The following is a 17,189-nucleotide window of genomic DNA, read 5'->3' on the forward strand; positions in this document are numbered from 1 at the left end:
CTTCTAAGAAAATTGCACTTTACCTAAAACGAGAAAGATTTCTAAGGCCATCTGAATCTCAAATCTTGTGCTAGAGTGGCTCAAGTCTAGGTTTGATAATTCTTGAATCCGTCCTAACCGATAGCGCATACCACTGATGGACACGTTCATGACCCGGGCGGTTTTATATAGATTGCATTCATTATTTAGGTAATAGTAAAGGGTATTTAAAAATTCAGTCGAATACTGCCTGTCGTATTCATAGAGGGGTCCAAGAAGTCTCGACGCGTAGCGCTCGAGTTCGTCAGGCCTTCGGGCATCTAGAAGGATAGCAAGATGGCCCAGTTCGGAAGAAAGTACCACTTGATTACCTAGCCCTCGGAGCTTGGCGATTTCAATGGCTTTCATAGCTTCTTTAAAGGCATCATTGAGCTGGGTGATTTGTGGGCAGCCATCACTGCTCCCTAGTACCACTTTTACGTGCGGGGCTATGCTGCTTAAGCGATGGAACAATTGCTCACCGTATGTCTTAAGTGACATAAACTGCTTTTTGATAAAGGCTTCCGGTATCAAAGCATGGATTCGGTCCAATCGGCTCGATAACAGAAGTTTCTCGTTTGCTTTCTCAGCATCCTTCAGGAGAAAATTGATAATCTGATCTCGCTTGGCCGTGAGAGAGTGTTCATCCTCCATTTTCATGGACTGGTCTTCTAGCTGAAAGATAAAGACATAGTGAGGCTGGTTCAGATTGTAACCGAGGTAGGAAAGCTTCTTGGCTGCATAGGAATTTTCAGCAGGTTGGGTAAGGAGCTCGTCCAATAACTCTCCTTTCATTCTTTGTTCGGTTTCGATGGCTGTCCGCTCATTTAACAATTGGAAGGCACAGACATTCGCGGCCCGTTCCAAAAAAGTGGGCTCTTGTTCCCCGATTTCCCCTTCTTTGTTGATAATTGAAATGAAACCTTGCACATGGTTGCGTATGACGATAGGAATCGTGATTCGATTATGGGGAATGGCAAAAGGCTCCGCCAGTTCCAGTATGGTGGTGGCATGCTCCTCGAGCATTTGATTCAAACTCTTTAGCTGATGGGGAGGTAGGCTTTCCTTGTTTTCCATAATCGTTTGCAAGGTGCACCCCGCCACATCTCCAAATTCTGCGATTGGTTCATAATGCTGGTTCTCTACGATGACGCCGCAGTTTAAAGTTTCACCTAAGGTTTTGGCTAAGGTATCCAAGCCTTTTCCTTGCAGGACGATCTTCGTGAGCTTTTGGCTGAGGGTGGAGGCTCGCTTTAAAATCTCCCGATGCTTCTCAATACGCTTGTAGGCCCGATCTAGTTCGTCCCCGATGTCCTCTTGTTCATAGTCCACAAGCTCGTCGGCAATTTCATCGCCCCATAGCTCCACCGTCTTGCCTACATAGCGGCACTGCTGATCTCCTTTTCCGGAACATTCCACTTCCCTAAAAATTACGCGTCTTCCCAAGGATTCGCTGCAGTAGCCTCCAGCATAACCAACCAAAAAGTAGCAAACCGGCTCATGATGAGGGCTAAAGCGCTTTAAGTACTGCGTAGCTTCGTACGAGTTAAACCAATACCCTTCCACATCAAATAAGCCTGTTTTCATCTGGATATTCAGCTTGATCGGGACAGAAAATACACGGCCAGAGATATTATGCATTTTGGAACCGGCGAGCAGCCATTCCATATCATCATCCCACTGAAACATATTCTTAAAAATCCTCGCTTCATGCACCCCGCAATTCCACCCGTAGCGAAGCAAGAAACGCTTCGCCCGCTCGATGCCGAGCGCTGTTATCAGGTCGCGGCTGAGGGCTCCCCAGGCATCAGCACTAGAGATAATCATTTGATGTTCTCTGAGAAAATCTCCATCCTTGCTCTGCAGTTCCAACATATCCTTTAAGGTTAAGTCACTTGCCTTTTTGACCATGAAGTTTACCTCGCTGTGAAAGGATTTTGCAATCAAAAGAATATTATTAATATTTATGATAACATAATAGTGTAAAATATTCAGGTACGAATCGCACAGAAATTAACGTAATCACCGTATGAAGCGTCTAGAATTGAAAATACCAATAACCTTATTAAAATTTAGGGGTAAGAGGAAGTTCCAGCAGTGAGTATTAGATGCCATATTTAGCGCTATCAGTATCCATACTCTAAGGACAAATCTCAGAACATCCCAACGCTCATTAAGCTTTGATAGAACAGAACCATACAGTAATTAGCTAGGATTCTATCTGGTTCTGTCATAGCGTTGTCAGATTATAATCACTATAATAAAGTTACAAACAGTGAGAAAATTAAAGTAGTACTAAGGGGGATTTGAATGGGTTTCAGGCGTATTGGACATGCCGGGTTGAAAAAGATGGATTTTGAAGGCGCTGACAAATGGAGGGAAAATCAGTAATGAAAAAATCTATTGGGATGATCATTATCTTATCGATGCTTTTGCTGTTGATGGCCTGTTCCAGTGAAACTGCAACGGGAGGTCAGCCTTCAGAGGAGAAAATTACGCTCAATGCTGTTGGATTTTTGCCTATCGATGACCCGCTTACTGCTTCCTTGCATAAATGGGTTGAAGATGTTCATACAGCGACGGAGGGTCGGGTGCAAATCAACTGGAAAGGTGCCGGTGATGTGATCCCGATCGCTCAGCAGTTTGACGCGCTTGAATCCGGGGTGATCGATGTGCTGTTTACTTACACCGGTTGGTATCAATCCCGCGCGCCAGAAGTATTAGGTATACCGCTATCCCAGATCCAGCCATGGGAGGAGAGGGAAAACGGGTTCTATGATTTTATGGTAGAGAGGCATCAAAATATCGGAGTTCATTACATCGGCCGTTGGTTGACCGGTTCACCAAGATTATGGCTAAGCAAGCCGATTGACAGCTTGGACGATTTGAATGGGATGAAGATCCGTTCTGCTCCAGCGTATGATCGTCTATTCCCTGCATTGGGCATAAATTCCGTGCAAGTAAATCCGGCTGATGTCTATACATCCCTGCAAACTAAGATGGTCGACGGATTAGTGTACGGGGGGATGCTCGGGCCAAGAACCAGAGGTTGGACGGATTCCACCAAATATGTTCTAGACCATCCGTTTTGGAGTCAAAATTGTACGATCTTAGCTAATCTGGATAAGTGGAATGCGATTTCTGAGGCAGACCGAAAGGCTATTGCCGAGGCGACAGCCGAGTATGAACGATATATGGTTCAGTACTATACAGAGGAGGATCAAAAGGAAAGAACCGAGCTCGAAAAAGCCGGCGTACAGTTTATCCAATTTACATCCCAGGAAGATGCAGATGCGTTTTTGAAGAAGGCTTATGACGTGGAATGGGAATTTTTGAATAAGGAAGTACCCGATTTGGTCGGAAAGCTACAAAGCTTAACAGTGAAATAAAGCAATATTTGGAGAAAGGTAACCTTCATCACGGTTGCCTTTTTTTCAAAATCAGTAGTCAAAGGGGGTCGCAAGGTGGACCGTTTAATAGATTGGATGAAAAATACTGCCTTATTGCTTATTGTTTTTATTGCTTTTGCGGTCGTAGCAGAGATTCTGCTTTTATATTTTTTAAAAAGACCAGTCCATTGGGTCTCAGAACTAACCGAGTATGCTTTAGTCTATATCACTTTCCTTAGTGCCGTGTGGATACTAAAGGAAGATGGACATGTGCGAGTGGATTTCTTACTTAAATTATTTCCTCCTAAAGTACAAGCCCTTCTAGAGGTATTCGTCTCTTTCATTGGATTGCTGGTTTCTGGCATCATTTGCACTTTTGGTTTTTTGGTTATCCAGGATTTGTCTAAAAAAGGCTTGCATACCGAGACGATTCTTGCTGTTCCTAAGGCCGCATTATACGCCATCATTCCGTTCGGATTTTTCCTTTTATTTTTACAGTTTGTAAAACGGGTATGGTATTGGGTTCAGAAATGGAAGGAAAGTGTGGAAAAAGAAAAACAATTCACGGATATGTAATGATAGGAGGAAGCAGTGATGGAATGGTGGCTCGTCTTGACTATTATTTTCGGGAGTTTAGCATTTTTGTTGCTTTTAGGAGTACCGGTTGCCATAACATTCCTATTAATTGATATCGTAGGGGTATACCTACTTTGGGGAGGGTCTACTGGACTTAAACAGTTGGTATTAAATATGTTTGATTCGGTATCGGTGTTTTCTCTCTTGCCAATCCCCATGTTTCTGTTTATGGGAGAAATTATGTTTCGATCAGGTTTAGGCTTCCGGGTGTTTGACACGCTAGCGAAGTGGCTGGGTAAGCTCCCGGGTCGACTAAGCTTGATGTCCGTTGGCAGCGGGACATTATTTGGCATTCTCTGTGGATCGAGTGTCGCGTCAACCTCGCTGTTGGGCTCACTGCTCGTCCCTGAAATGAATAAAAGAGGATATAACCATGCCATGTCCGTGGGTCCCATATTAGGAAGCGCTGGATTGGCGATCTTGATTCCTCCAACGGCGCTTGGAGTACTCCTAGCATCTTTAGGTGGGTTTCCTGTAGGGGACTTTTTAATAGCTATCGTTGTTCCAGGTCTTTTATTGGCTCTTGCTTATCTTCTTTACATTATCGTCCGCTGCATGCTGCAGCCAGGTCTGGCTCCTGTCTATGAGGTGGAGACGTATTCTTGGAGGGAAAGATGGATCGATACCGTTAAGTACATTCTGCCCTTGGGATTGATTTTATTTCTCGTCTTAGGCGTTATTATTTTTGGCATCGCTACCCCGACTCAATCAGCTGTACTAGGGGCATTGGGAAGCTTGCTCTTAGCTGCCTGTTACGGACAACTTAGCTTAAAGATTTTAAAAGAATCGTTAGAAGGAACACTTCGTGTAACGGGAATGATTTTCTTAATAATGGCAGGGTCAATGGCTTTTAGCCAAATTCTTAGCTTTACTGGAGCCACCCAAGGAATCCTGAATGCGGTAAAGCAATGGGATCTTTCAGCTTTGCCGATGCTGATTTGTATTCAACTCATCTTGCTTCTACTTGGCTGCTTTATGGAGCCGCTGTCGATCATGATGATGACGCTACCGATTCTAATGCCAATAGCGGCCCTATATGATTTTCATCCGCTCTGGTTTGGAGCCCTTATTTTAATGAATATGCAAATGGCAACGGCCACGCCGCCATTTGGGATGGACTTGTTTGCCATGAAAGCCGTGGCGCCGAACTTAAGAATGGGAGAAATTTATCGAGCGGTTTTGCCTTTCCTCGGGTTAAATCTGCTGGTCATGGCGGCGATGATTCTTTTTCCTTGGATCACGCTTTGGCTTCCAGGATTAATGAGGCAAGGCTGATCCATGGGCTCATCGACTTGGACTAGAATTCTCTTAATTCTCGTTGTTTCCATATGGGGATCCAATGTGGTCATGATGAAATACTTGGTGGAATACTTTTCGCCGCTACTTTTATCGACAATTCGAATGACCATAGCCAGCCTTTTGCTCATTCCACTCGTTTGGTTGTTGGAGGGAAGACTAAGGCTACCTAAGAGGACCCTGGGGTATATGCTAGGTTTGTCTTTTTGTTCAATCTATATTCACCAGCTTACCCTAGGGTATGGAGTTCAGTATACAACCGCTTCTACCGCTGCCTTGATCATCGGAACGATTCCCCTCCTAACTTCCCTGCTAGGTTATTGCGTTTATAAAGAGCGAATGAACCTCCGGAAATGGCTCGGTATTCTTCTTGGTTTTTTGGGTGTCTTATTCGTGATTGGGGGAAGTGGTGGGCTGCGATTGTGGCCTTTCACCTTTGGGAGCGGTGAATTCCTTGTATTCCTGGCTGCATTAGGTTATGCCGTCGGAAATCTTTTTGTAAAAAAGTTATCTGAAGTCTTATCGCCCCTCCTGATTACGGCCCAGATGCATTTGCTGGCAAGCGTGTTTCTCTGGCTTTCGGTCTTGTTGTGGAAAGATCCTATTCATCTTTCTGCTCCTACCTTAACGCTTTGGGTGTTGCTTTTATCATCCACGGCGCCCGCGCTGGCTACTATCGGGTTTAATATGGGAATTCAACGCATAGGGCCGGCAAGCACATCGATGTTCTTGAACGGGATTCCTGCAGCCAGCATGATCTTTGCCGTTCTTTTCTTAGGGGAAGCAATTCATCTCTTTCATTTCGCAGGATTTGCTTGCATCGTTACAGGCATCTATCTCGGAAGTTCTCATGCGAAGGAAAATCATAACCATAGGCAGCAATCGAAAGGACAATTTAAAAATGTTTAGTACGATTCATATAGTAATAAACAGAATCATCATATGGAACGTACATTATGGTTCAGGAGATAGGTTGATATGATAGAGATAGAAAAATTCATAACGGACATAAGGAGGAAATATGAATCTAGCAGATTACATTAATCGTTTAACTGGAACCGAACAACCCTTGGTTGAGGTGGAGCCTGCATACATTCTGACTCTATTGCTAGGGGAGAAAGCCAATGACAATGACTGATTTATTTTTCCACGACATGACGACCGTTTCCGGACTGATAAAAGAGAAGAAGGTTTCCCCTATCGAGCTTACGCAGCTCCTGCTTGAGCGTATCCATCGGTACAATCCCGTATTGAATGCTTATATTAAGGTGATGGATGATGAAGCACTTAGCCAAGCAAAAGAACTTGAGAAGGAAATCATGGAAGGAAAGCTGCGAAGCCCCTTGCATGGAATTCCTATCGCGATCAAGGATATCATCCAGACCAAGGGAATCGTGACAACGGCCGGATCTAAGGTGTTTGAAGATTGGATTCCGGACGAAGATGCCACAGTGATTACCCGGCTGAAGGAAGCCGGCGCCATCTTGATTGGGAAAACGAACTTACATGAATTCGCTATGGGAGCAACGACGGAAAATCCGTTTTATGGGGCTGCAAAGAATCCCTGGGACTTGGAGCGTATTCCCGGAGGCTCCAGCGGCGGGTCAGCGGTAGCATTGGCTGCAGGGTTATGCTTTGGTGCCTTGGGAACCGATACAGCCGGATCCGTCCGATTGCCTTCCGCCCTGTGCGGAACAGTGGGACTTAAGCCGACGTATGGGCGAGTAAGCCGGCATGGCTGTTTGCCATTTAGCTGGTCCTTGGATCATATTGGTCCGATGACGCGAACCGTCAAGGATTCTGCGATCCTGCTCGGCTATATGGCCGGATATGATAAGAAAGATCATTCTTCAGCGGATCTTCCTGTCGATATGGACTGGGATCAGCCATTAGACCATTTAAAGGGAATAAAATTAGGGATATGCTATGAATACTTTTTAGAAGGAGTTCATCCAGAAATTGAGCAAGTGTTCCACGACGCCATTCTTCGCTTGGTGGATTTAGGGGCAGAAGTTGTTGTATTGAAGCTTCCAGGCATTGAGGAAGCTCAATGGGCTCAAAGGATCATCGCACAAGCCGAAGCATATTCGTTCCACGAACCGATCCTCACTCATCGTTCTGAACTCTATAGTGAGGATGTTAAGTTTCGTCTCCGGTTTGGCAAGGATGTATCGGCCTTTGATTACTTAAAGGCTCAAAAAATTCGCAAGAAATTTATCCAAGATGTACTGCAGGCCACAGAAGAGGTTAATTTACTGGCATCCCCTATGAACCACAATCCGGCCTTTAAGATAGGCAGCGTACCTCCAGAGCAAGCGATTAACAATATGTTTCATCTGTCCAAAGCGCCATTAGTGAGTATGCTAGGATTCCCAGCCTTGGCCTTGCCTTGCGGGTTTATCTCCGGAAATATGCCGACCGGATTGCAATTAATCGGCAAGCCCTTTAAGGAAAAAGAATTAATGCAAGTCGGTGAATTATATGAGAAGAGTGAACACTGGGTGGAGTTTATTGAAAAGAATAAAGCGTATGAATAAAGGAATGGGTAATCCCATTCCTTTATTTTCGTACTATCCAATAGAGATTTTACCGGTTACGAGATAAATATCCAAAGCCATCTGAAGTTCGAAACGAGTGGAAGAATTGTTCAAGTCGATTTCGAAGAGATCTTTGATCCGCGTAATGCGATAGCGCATGCCGCCGATGGAAATATTCATGCTGCGTGCGGTCTTGTATAAATTACACTCGTTATTTAGATAGTAGTACAGAGATTTTAACAATTCAGCAGAATACTGGATGTCATAGTTGTAGATGGGAGACAAGATCCCATCTGCATAATCCGTCAATTCTTCGGGATTTCGCGCGTCTAATAGAATCGCTAGGTGTCCTAGCTCAGAGAAAAGAAGAATTTGATTATTTTGCTTTTTAATTCGGGCAACCTCGATCGCTTTGTTGGCTTCTTTGAAGGCCTTATGAAATCTTGAAACCTCCTGGCAGCGATTGCTGATCCCGATTAAGAGGTGCAGGGGATTAATTTCAGGCTGGATTTTCTTCAAGAACTCTTCCCAATATTTAGAGATCGTGGAGCTTAGCCTTTTGATAAAGTCTTCAGGAAGCAGCACTCGAACCTGATCTAATCGATTGGAAATAAGAAGAGGCTCTTCCGCAAGCGCAGACTGCCTTCTTAGTCTATCAATGATCAAATCTTTGGCATGGCTTAGCGAATCATCATGCTCGAGACTCATGCTGGGATGTTGCAATTGAAAGACAACTACATAATGGGGTCGATTCAGGTTGTAGCCAAGGTAGGATAACCGTTTGGCAGCATAGGAATCCTGATTGGCCTGCCTTAACACTTCATCGAGGAGCTCCCCTTTCATTCGCTGCTCTGTTTCGATGACAGTTCGCTCATTCATGATCTGAAGGGCGCAGATATTCGAGGCTCTCTCAATAAACAAGGGTTCTAGCTCGCCAATTTCCCCCGTCGTTTTGATCAGGGAAGCATAGCCGTAGATTTTATTGCGGACCATGATGGGGGTAATCAGCCGTTTATGGGGCGTCCCTAGTTCTTCCGTGATATCAAGCTGAATGGTGACCCGTTCACGGATTAATTTATTGAGTTTTTCTTTTTCCGGTGAATTTAATCTCTGAATTTTTTCAATGATTCCTTCCATGGAAAGAACGGATAAACACCCGTATTGGGCAATGGTTTTGAAATGCTGGCTTTCAATCATGACACTGCACTGTAGTCTATCACCGATCGTTTGAATAATCGAATCGAGCCCTTTTCCCTCTAAAACGATGCGAGTCAATTCATGGTTTAAAATTCCGCCTCGTCTGAATAACTCCCTCTGCTTCTCAATCCGCTTATACGCTTGATCCAATTCATCGCCGATATCCATTTGCCCGTAATTGATTAAGTCCTGGGAGATTTCTTCTCCCCATAACTCTACGGTCTTTCCAATAAAATGACAGTGGGCATCCCCTTTTCCTAGGCATTCCACTTCTTTGAATACGACCTTCTTTCCCATAGCGGTGCTACAGTACCCCCCCGCATAGCCAGCCAGAAAATAGCAGACAGCTTCATGATGAGGTGGAAAATGCTGTAGATATTGCTTCGCTTCATAAGAATTGAACCAGTATCCCTCAACATCGAAAACTCCAGCGTCTGTATCGATGTTGAGCCTCGTAGGGAGCGATGAAGAGCGTCCAGAGATGTTATGCATTTTCACCCCAGCTAGCAGCCATTCCCTATCATTTTCCCAATCGAACATGGTTTTCATCGTTTGCGATTCATGGACACCACATGAGTAGCCATAGCGAAGAATAAAGGGCTTCGCTCTCTCTATACCTAAGGCCATGATTAGATCCCTCAATAAGGTCCCCCATGCATCGGCACTAGATATAATCATTCGGTTCGCTTGAAAGAAGTCACCGTTATGAGTGCCTACCTCAAACAAATGCTTAAGTGTCAACTCACTCGCCTGCTTCACCATTGCGTATCCTCTCCTATTTACAGAACAGTCATAACAAATTTAATTTTAATCATAGCATAACGGTAATAAAGGAACGAGGGGTAATTTTATCTAAGTACAGAAAAATCGGAACATAATCGTATGAAAAACAAATCTGAATTGTACGGATTCTGTCGTAGTCTCTAAATAACATAAACTCTATAATTACCGTAATAATAGTAAATCTACTTTGAAAGGGGCGTTGAAGTTGAAAAAGTATTCTTTGAGATTCATGTTAGTATTCATGAGCACCTTGCTGATTCTAGCAGGCTGTGGAAGTAACCAACAGGTGGCAGAAACTACGAATGCGGAGGGGAAGCCAGAGGTAAAGGAGGCTAAGGAACTTAAGCTCGTTAGCTTTCTAGCACAGGACCATCGGTTTACAAAAGATATGATTCCCTTGTATATGAAAAAAATTGAAGAAGGAACTGAAGGCGCTGTCAAAATCACTTGGATTGGAGGACCGGAGTCAATACCGGCAAAAGATCAGTTTGATGCTGTGAAAGATGGAATGGTAGATTTGGTTTTTAATGCCAGTTCCTTTTACGTCCATCTGATGCCTGAGTCCGATTCTTTACTGCTATCTCCCTATTCAGCTGCTGAGGAAAGAGAGAATGGGTATTTTGACTTCATGGCTAAGCGGTTTGAACAGCAGGGAGTGACTTACCTTGGAAGATGGTTGATGAATTCGCCTTTCTACTTCTGGACGAACAGGGAAATTCAATCTATCGATGAATTAAAGGGATCAAAATTCCGCTCCAATCCTGTATACCATGAAATATTTAAGCAGTTGGGCATCAGCCCTATCAATGTTGATCCTGGTGATGTGTACACCTCCTTGGAACGCAGAATGGTAGATGGATTTGGCTTCCCTGTACTTGGACCACGAGACAGTGGCTGGACGGAAGTGACAAAATATATCATAGACGAGCCATTTTTAGAGCAAAATTGCACAATTTTAATGAATCCTAGCGTATTAGCATCACTGTCTCCCGATATTCAGAAAAAAATTATGGAACTGACAAAGGAATTTGAAATCGAAGCAGCAGAACATTGGAAGCAACAGAACGCGGAAGAAATGGACGCACTTAAGCAATCCGGCGTTCAAGCGATTACGCTGAGTGAGGAAGAGAAGGAAAATTTCCAAAACCTAGTAATGGAAACCAAGTGGAGGGAGCTAGAAGGCAAGATAGAAGCAAACCTGTACCAAGAAATCAAAGCGATTCTATATAAGAAATAGGAATGGAGGAAATGGTTTATGGAACGATCCTTGTCTGAACGCACCTGTATCGTAGGGGTTGGTGAAACAGATTTTGTAAGAGGTACGGATAAATCCTTGGCTCATCTTTGTATCGAAGCGGCGGTTGCTGCCTGTCGGGATGCTGGGATTCATCCATCCGAGATCGACGGGGTGATATCGCCTTGGAAGTATAATGTTCGTCACGAAGAATTTGTTCATGGATTGGGAATGAAAGAACTGAAGTTCACCAGCCGGCATGAAATGGGGGGAGCCAGCGCCATCGCGGCTATCCAAACAGCGGCGATGGCAGTAGATTTGGGCATTGCCAATTATGTCCTAGTCGCTACAGGGCAAAGAGGGTATTCCGGTCCGAGACTCGGCGCTGGAGACCCAAGTATCCTGGATCTGAACAATGAATTCATGCCGAACGCGGAGTATCGGGATAATTTAGAATACCCTTACGGCTTAATGGTTCCGATGCAGTATTTTTCGCTTCATGCTAATCGGTGGTTCCACGAGTACAATCCGGATCCAATCGGAATGCAGACGGTCGCCCTGACTTGCCGGGAGCACGCCCAATTGAATGAAAAAGCCTATATGAAAGGTCGTCCGATGACGGCAGAAGATTACCAAAACTCCCCAATGCTTGTCGCGCCCTTCCGATTGTTCGACTGTTCCTTGGAGGTGGATGGGGCAGGTGCCGTGATAGTGACTTCCAAGAAAAATGCCCATCGCTTCAAGAAGCCGATTTATATTGCTGGAATTGCTGAAGGCCATCCGACTTACCCGGATGATATGCCTACCCGACCGGACATTTTGGATATGGGAATCACCCATGCGGCACCAAGGGCCTTTGATATGGCTGGAATTCGCCATGATGATGTGGATTTTGCGCAAATCTATGATTGCTTTACGTTTATCGTGTTAAGACAAATTGAGGAAATGGGCTTTTGCGCTCGGGGAGAAGCTTCTGAGTTTGTGAAAAACGGACGAATTAGCCTGGGGGGCCAGTTGCCGATCAATACCCATGGGGGACTGTTATCCCAAGCACATATCGTGGGGATCAACCATGTGGTGGAAGCCGTGCATCAGTTGAGAGGACAAGCAGGAGCAGCTCAAGTAGCGAACGCAAAGATTGGGATTGTCACCGGATACGGCGATCTAAGCGACGGGTCCATTGCAATTCTGCATAACTAGAAAGCGAGGGGAATGAAATGCTAAATTTGGAAGAGTTATACCGTCCAATGCCGAATCGGAACAAAGATGATTGGAACCGAGACTGGGATTTGTTTGCTCCGTTTTGGGAAGGTACAAGGCGCGGGGAACTATTGGTACAGGAGTGCTCGGTAACGAAAAAGAAAATTTGGCCACCACGTTTTGTTTCTCCTTATACTCCGGATGCAGAATTGCGTTGGGTGCCGGTGGAAGGCAAAGGGGAAATCTACACGTACAATGTTGTTTATCGCGGTTTTTTCCCCTATTACAAGGACAAAGTGCCCTATGCTTTGGTCGTAGTAGATTTAGGAAATGGCATTCGCATGCTAGGCAATACCGTAGGGATGGATCCCACGAAAGTACATTGCGGAATGAAGATGGAAGTCGCCTTCGAGAAAATCGATGATGAAATTACGCTAGTGAATTGGAAGCCAGCAGAAAGGAGCTAAGAAATGACAGTCGAACAGAAAGAGGTTCTAAAAGGTATCCGGGTATTAGATTTCACCTGGAGCGTATCCGGGGCTACAACGACACGCATTTTGGCCGCTCTGGGAGCGGAAGTGATCAAGGTCGAATGGCCAAAAACCCCGGATGCAATGCGATTTTCGATGTATGCCAAAGAGGATGAGCCTGGATTGGACAACGGGGCATTCTTCAATAACTTGAGTGCAGGCAAAAAAGGAATCACTCTAAATGTTAAGTCTGAGCGCGGGATGAAGCTAATCCATGAGCTGTTGAAAAAATCGGATGTGGTTACCGAAAACTTCAGTGCAGGCGTTTTTGAAAAATGGGGTCTTAGCTATGAATCTCTAAATCAAATTTCTCCAGGCATCATTTATATGAGTATCTCCGGTTTGGGACACAGCGGACGGAACAAAATGTATGGCACTTGGGGCCCTACGGCTGCCGCTTTATCGGGAATGACGTTTACTTCCGGTCTTCCCGATACGCATCCATCGGGTTGGGGGTATTCCATTTTGGATGTTGTGGCCGGTTACACGGGGGCTTATTCGATTCTGAATGCCCTCTATTATAAAAAACGGACTGGTAAAGGACAATATATTGATATTTCTCAAGTGGAAACCGCGATGCATCTTGCTGGAGCGAATCTGCTAGACTTCACCGTGAACCAGCGATCCTCAAAGCGACCGGGGTTTCCGGCGGGAAACCGCTCCGTTGCTTCTCATGAAACGTCGGAAAATAGTTACCGCGGAAAAACGGGATGTCCGCATAACAGCTACAGATGTGCAGGCGGTGGAGAGAATGACTGGTGTACAATCGCTGTTTTCTCGGATGCCGAGTGGTGTGCGTTTAAGGGTGCCATCGGAAATCCTCCATGGGCGAGTCAGGAGAAGTTTGACACAATGGAAGGAAGGATTCGCTGCCAAGATGAGTTGGACGATTCGATTGAGACCTTCACCATGACACGAAACAAATATGAAGTCATGGAGTTACTTCAGAAGCACGGCATCGCCTGTGGAGCGGTACAGATGAATGAAGATATTATGGAAAAGGATCCACAGTTAAAGGTGCGTGCATTATTTGAGAAACTGGGGCATTCATTGCTTGGTGTACGCTCCTTCGAAGGGATTCCGATCAAAATGTCCAAGACGCAACCGTACCTCCACAAGGCCGGTCCGCTCATGGGAGAAGATAATGATTATGTATTCGGAACGGTTCTAGGCTACAGTCAAGAAGAAATCAAAGAGATGACGGAAGCCGGAGTTTTGTGGCCCGATGATATGCCGAAGGATCAGTTTAAGGTCATACGCCCGTTATGGTAATACATTTATTAAAGAAGAAAGGAGATCGATAAGATGCCAAGCGCATTAGAAGGAATTAAAATCTTGGAAGTGGGTGACCAATTGACCCAGTACGCGGGAAAGCTTCTTGCGGATATGGGGGCTGAGGTCATCAAAGTAGAACCTTCAGAGGGAGCAGGGTCAAGGTACATTGGTCCTTTTTACAAGGACGAAACGGACGTCAATCAGAGCCTTTATTTCTGGCATTATAATACATCCAAAAAATCTGTCACGCTAGATCTGGAGAATGAAAAGGACCGACTCATTCTTTCTGACATGATAAAGGAAGCGGATGTGGTGCTAGAAGACGGAAAACCGGGACAGATGAAAGCATGGGGACTAGATTACGAGACGATATCAACCATTCATCCGGATTTGATTTATTGCTCCATTACCCCGTTTGGTCAAACAGGCCCATGGAGTGAATACGCATCCTCTGATTTAATCCAGCTAGCACTTGGAGGAATCATGGCCGTAACTGGTTATGATGATGTGCCGGATGCACCACCGATGGCCCCTACGGGCGGACAATCCAATCATCTGGCGGGATATTTTGCCGCGATGGGTATCGTGAGTGCGTTGCTTCACCGAGACATGGCAACTGGGGGTGGACAGTATATTGATATTGCCGTCCATGACTGTGTGACTGTATCGACCGAGATGTCCATTCCTTACTGGGAGTATCAGAAGGCACATGTGCATCGCCAGACCGGAAGGCACGCTTTACCGAATAAGTCTAGCCGTTGGAATTTCTTGTGTAAAGATGGCCGTTATATTCTATGTTTAAACACGTACTTAAGCCCTGGGCGCTGGAGGGAGCTTGTTGCCTGGCTTGCATCGAAAGGAATGCAAGAAGAGTTGGACGATAAGCGGTATGTGAATGATCAATTCCGTGCCTCCCATATGGACTATGTTTGCCAGGTGCTGGAAAGCTTCTGTGCCCAGCATGACTCTGAATATATTTTTCATTACGCGCAAAGCATCGGACTTCCTTGGGCACCCGTACGAGCTCCAGAGGACATGCTAAGCGATGAGCATCTTGTGGAGGATCGGAAGGTGTTTGTGCAAGTGGAGCATCCGGAATTAAAGGAAACCATTACTTACCCCGGTGCCCCTTATCTCTTTCATGAAACGCCCTGGAGCATTTCTTCACGTCCCCCTCTCTTAGGCGAGCATAACGCGTTGATTAAAGAGGTATCGAATGCTCGATAAACTGTCCAAATCATTGGATTATGCGGAAAACCTTAGTGCAGCCATCGGTGGCCTTTTATTAGTGGGGGGCATGCTCAGCGTTGTACTCGAAGTATTATCTAGTTACTTCTTTAATTATTCTCTGCTTTGGGTGCATGAAGTGTCCGAGTACATTTTACTCTATATTCCCTTTTTGGGTGCAGCGTGGCTGCTACGGACAAATGGTCATATCAAGGTAGATATCCTCGAACAGTTTTTATCCAAGAGGATTCAAAATATTATGGATGTATTCATTGCTCTAGTCGGGATGCTCGTTAGCGGAATTCTCGTATGGTATGGATTCATAAACACTCTGGATAATTATACGCGGAGTATTAATAGCTTAACGGTACTTGAAATCCCGCAGGTTTATGTCGTCATGATCATACCCATCGGGTCAGTCCTTTTGCTCATGGAATTTATGAGAAAGCTATATCAAAGTATTTTGGCGGCGAAGGTTCCATCCAGTCATAGGATGGACCGTTCTTTCGAAGGATAAAGGAGGAGCTCTATGGAATGGTGGGTAATCTTAGGCTTGCTGATAGCAGGGCTCCTGGGCTTAATGCTGATTCGAATGCCGGTAGCCTTTGCTTTCATGACGGTAAATATTGTCGCTGCAATTTTTCTTTGGGGTCCGGATAAGGGTCTTCTTCAAGTCGTCAAAAGTATTGATGATTCCCTAACGAATTTTGCCCTGGCGCCAATTACGTTATTTATCTTAATGGGTGAGGTGATGTTTCGAACTGGCATTGCTCCGAGAATGATTGAAACCGTGGATAAATGGTTGGGCAAGCTTCCCGGGCGCTTAAGTATTCTGGCGATTGGCGGAGGAACGCTTCTCTCGACCTTAACGGGCTCTAGTGCAGCGAGTACGGCTATGCTCGGATCGACACTAGTGCCGGAAATGGCAAAAAAGGGATATAAAAACCAGATGTCAATGGGGCCGATTATGGCGAGTGGAACACTCGCTGTCATGATTCCTCCTAGTGCACTAGGCGTGCTTCTCGCATCGATTGGGAAAATCTCCATCGGTAAATTTATGGTTGCCATCATCCTGCCGGGGATTGTTATGGCTACGGTTTTTATGCTTTATATTTATCTCCGAGCGAAGATGCAGCCGGAATTGGCGCCGAATTATGAGATGGAGCCCATCCCGTTTGGGGAAAAGCTGAAAGCAACCATTATTTACATTCTACCCCTGGGTTTTATTGTATTTTTAGTAATTGGATTGATCTTCCTGGGGGTGGCAACACCGACCCAGTCAGCCGCAATGGGCGTATTTGGCACTATGATTTTGGCAGCTTGTTATGGCAGGCTGAATGTAAAGAATATGATAGAATCCGTTCGTGAAACGATGAAGGTCTCTGTGATGATCTTGATGATTGTGGCAGGTTCGGCTATTTTCAGTCAAATTCTTTCTTTTTCCGGAGCCAGTCGAAACTTGGTCAAAATCGTAGGAGAATTGCAGATTAGCGCATTCTCTACGGTCCTGATTATGCTTATGCTGATTATTATCTTGGGGACTTTTATGGAGTCTTTGTCCATTCTGATGATTACGCTTCCCATTTTTATCCCCATTGCTCAGATGCTGAACATTGACCTATTGTGGCTGGCCGCTCTTATTTTAATCACCATTGAAATCGGAACGATGTCGCCGCCGTTTGGTATTGGTCTTTTTGTAATGAAAGGCGTTGCGCCGCCCCATACGACAATGGGTGATGTGTATCGGGCTGCCTTCCCATTCCTAGCCCTTGATGTGGCCGTTATTGTCCTCATTATGTTGTTCCCAGAAATTGTTACGTGGTTGCCGAATTCGATGAAACATTGAATAAAGGTGGAGGGGGAAGCC

The 17,189-nt window shown here is 45.2% G+C and carries 14 protein-coding genes; 12 read left to right on the forward strand and 2 right to left on the reverse strand.

Annotated features, from left to right (window positions below; all coding sequences use genetic code 11):
* Positions 1-3: 3 nt before the first annotated feature.
* Positions 4-1,929 (reverse strand): XylR N-terminal domain-containing protein, encoded by a 1,926-nt coding sequence (locus tag EIZ58_RS10550; protein ID WP_134700628.1) that lies wholly within the window; start codon positions 1,927-1,929, stop codon positions 4-6.
* A gap of 479 nt (positions 1,930-2,408) precedes the next feature.
* Between EIZ58_RS10550 and dctP (EIZ58_RS10555) the strand changes: the two genes are divergently transcribed.
* The 5 genes from dctP (EIZ58_RS10555) to EIZ58_RS10575 all read left to right on the forward strand — a co-directional run bounded on the left by dctP (EIZ58_RS10555) (position 2,409) and on the right by EIZ58_RS10575 (position 7,876).
* On the forward strand, positions 2,409-3,407 hold the full coding sequence (gene dctP, locus EIZ58_RS10555) for a TRAP transporter substrate-binding protein DctP (RefSeq protein ID WP_167577605.1): 999 nt from the start codon (positions 2,409-2,411) through the stop codon (positions 3,405-3,407).
* Positions 3,408-3,482: 75 nt separating this feature from the next.
* Positions 3,483-3,983, forward strand: a complete 501-nt coding sequence (locus EIZ58_RS10560; RefSeq protein ID WP_134700632.1) for a TRAP transporter small permease — start codon at positions 3,483-3,485, stop codon at positions 3,981-3,983.
* 18 nt (positions 3,984-4,001) lie between these two features.
* The gene (locus EIZ58_RS10565; protein WP_134700634.1) at positions 4,002-5,318 is read left to right on the forward strand and encodes a TRAP transporter large permease; all 1,317 of its coding nucleotides are present in this window, start codon (positions 4,002-4,004) and stop codon (positions 5,316-5,318) included.
* Between the two features lie 3 nt (positions 5,319-5,321).
* Positions 5,322-6,248 carry a DMT family transporter gene (locus EIZ58_RS10570; protein ID WP_134700635.1) on the forward strand — a complete coding sequence of 309 codons (927 nt, stop codon included), beginning with the start codon at positions 5,322-5,324 and terminating at the stop codon, positions 6,246-6,248.
* 215 nt (positions 6,249-6,463) lie between these two features.
* Positions 6,464-7,876 (forward strand): amidase, encoded by a 1,413-nt coding sequence (locus tag EIZ58_RS10575; protein WP_240689004.1) that lies wholly within the window; start codon positions 6,464-6,466, stop codon positions 7,874-7,876.
* Positions 7,877-7,909: 33 nt separating this feature from the next.
* Here EIZ58_RS10575 and EIZ58_RS10580 read toward each other — a convergent pair whose 3' ends face one another.
* On the reverse strand, positions 7,910-9,835 hold the full coding sequence (locus tag EIZ58_RS10580; RefSeq protein WP_134700637.1) for a XylR N-terminal domain-containing protein: 1,926 nt from the start codon (positions 9,833-9,835) through the stop codon (positions 7,910-7,912).
* A 250-nt stretch (positions 9,836-10,085) separates the two neighbouring features.
* On the opposite strand from EIZ58_RS10580, the gene dctP (EIZ58_RS10585) reads away from it, so the two are divergent.
* From dctP (EIZ58_RS10585) to EIZ58_RS10615, 7 genes are read left to right on the forward strand one after another with little or no spacing between them, the layout of a single operon-like run.
* Positions 10,086-11,093 carry a TRAP transporter substrate-binding protein DctP gene (gene dctP / locus EIZ58_RS10585; RefSeq protein WP_167577606.1) on the forward strand — a complete coding sequence of 336 codons (1,008 nt, stop codon included), beginning with the start codon at positions 10,086-10,088 and terminating at the stop codon, positions 11,091-11,093.
* Positions 11,094-11,111: 18 nt separating this feature from the next.
* Positions 11,112-12,290: a thiolase C-terminal domain-containing protein gene (locus tag EIZ58_RS10590; protein WP_134700642.1), complete on the forward strand. Its 1,179-nt coding sequence runs from the start codon at positions 11,112-11,114 to the stop codon at positions 12,288-12,290.
* 17 nt (positions 12,291-12,307) lie between these two features.
* Complete coding sequence (locus tag EIZ58_RS10595; protein ID WP_134700644.1) at positions 12,308-12,757, forward strand: Zn-ribbon domain-containing OB-fold protein; 450 nt, start codon at positions 12,308-12,310, stop codon at positions 12,755-12,757.
* Positions 12,758-12,760: 3 nt separating this feature from the next.
* The gene (locus EIZ58_RS10600) at positions 12,761-14,092 is read left to right on the forward strand and encodes a CaiB/BaiF CoA transferase family protein (protein ID WP_134700646.1); all 1,332 of its coding nucleotides are present in this window, start codon (positions 12,761-12,763) and stop codon (positions 14,090-14,092) included.
* Between the two features lie 33 nt (positions 14,093-14,125).
* Positions 14,126-15,322 (forward strand): CaiB/BaiF CoA transferase family protein, encoded by a 1,197-nt coding sequence (locus tag EIZ58_RS10605; RefSeq protein ID WP_134700648.1) that lies wholly within the window; start codon positions 14,126-14,128, stop codon positions 15,320-15,322.
* Complete coding sequence (locus EIZ58_RS10610; RefSeq protein ID WP_134700649.1) at positions 15,312-15,839, forward strand: TRAP transporter small permease; 528 nt, start codon at positions 15,312-15,314, stop codon at positions 15,837-15,839. The genes EIZ58_RS10605 and EIZ58_RS10610 overlap by 11 nt, the downstream gene beginning before the upstream one ends.
* Before the next feature lie 12 nt (positions 15,840-15,851).
* Positions 15,852-17,168: a TRAP transporter large permease gene (locus EIZ58_RS10615; RefSeq protein WP_134700651.1), complete on the forward strand. Its 1,317-nt coding sequence runs from the start codon at positions 15,852-15,854 to the stop codon at positions 17,166-17,168.
* Positions 17,169-17,189 lie beyond the last annotated feature (21 nt).

Origin of the sequence: Ammoniphilus sp. YIM 78166 (assembly GCF_004522215.1) — a bacterium.
Lineage (GTDB): Bacteria > Bacillota > Bacilli > Aneurinibacillales > RAOX-1 > YIM-78166.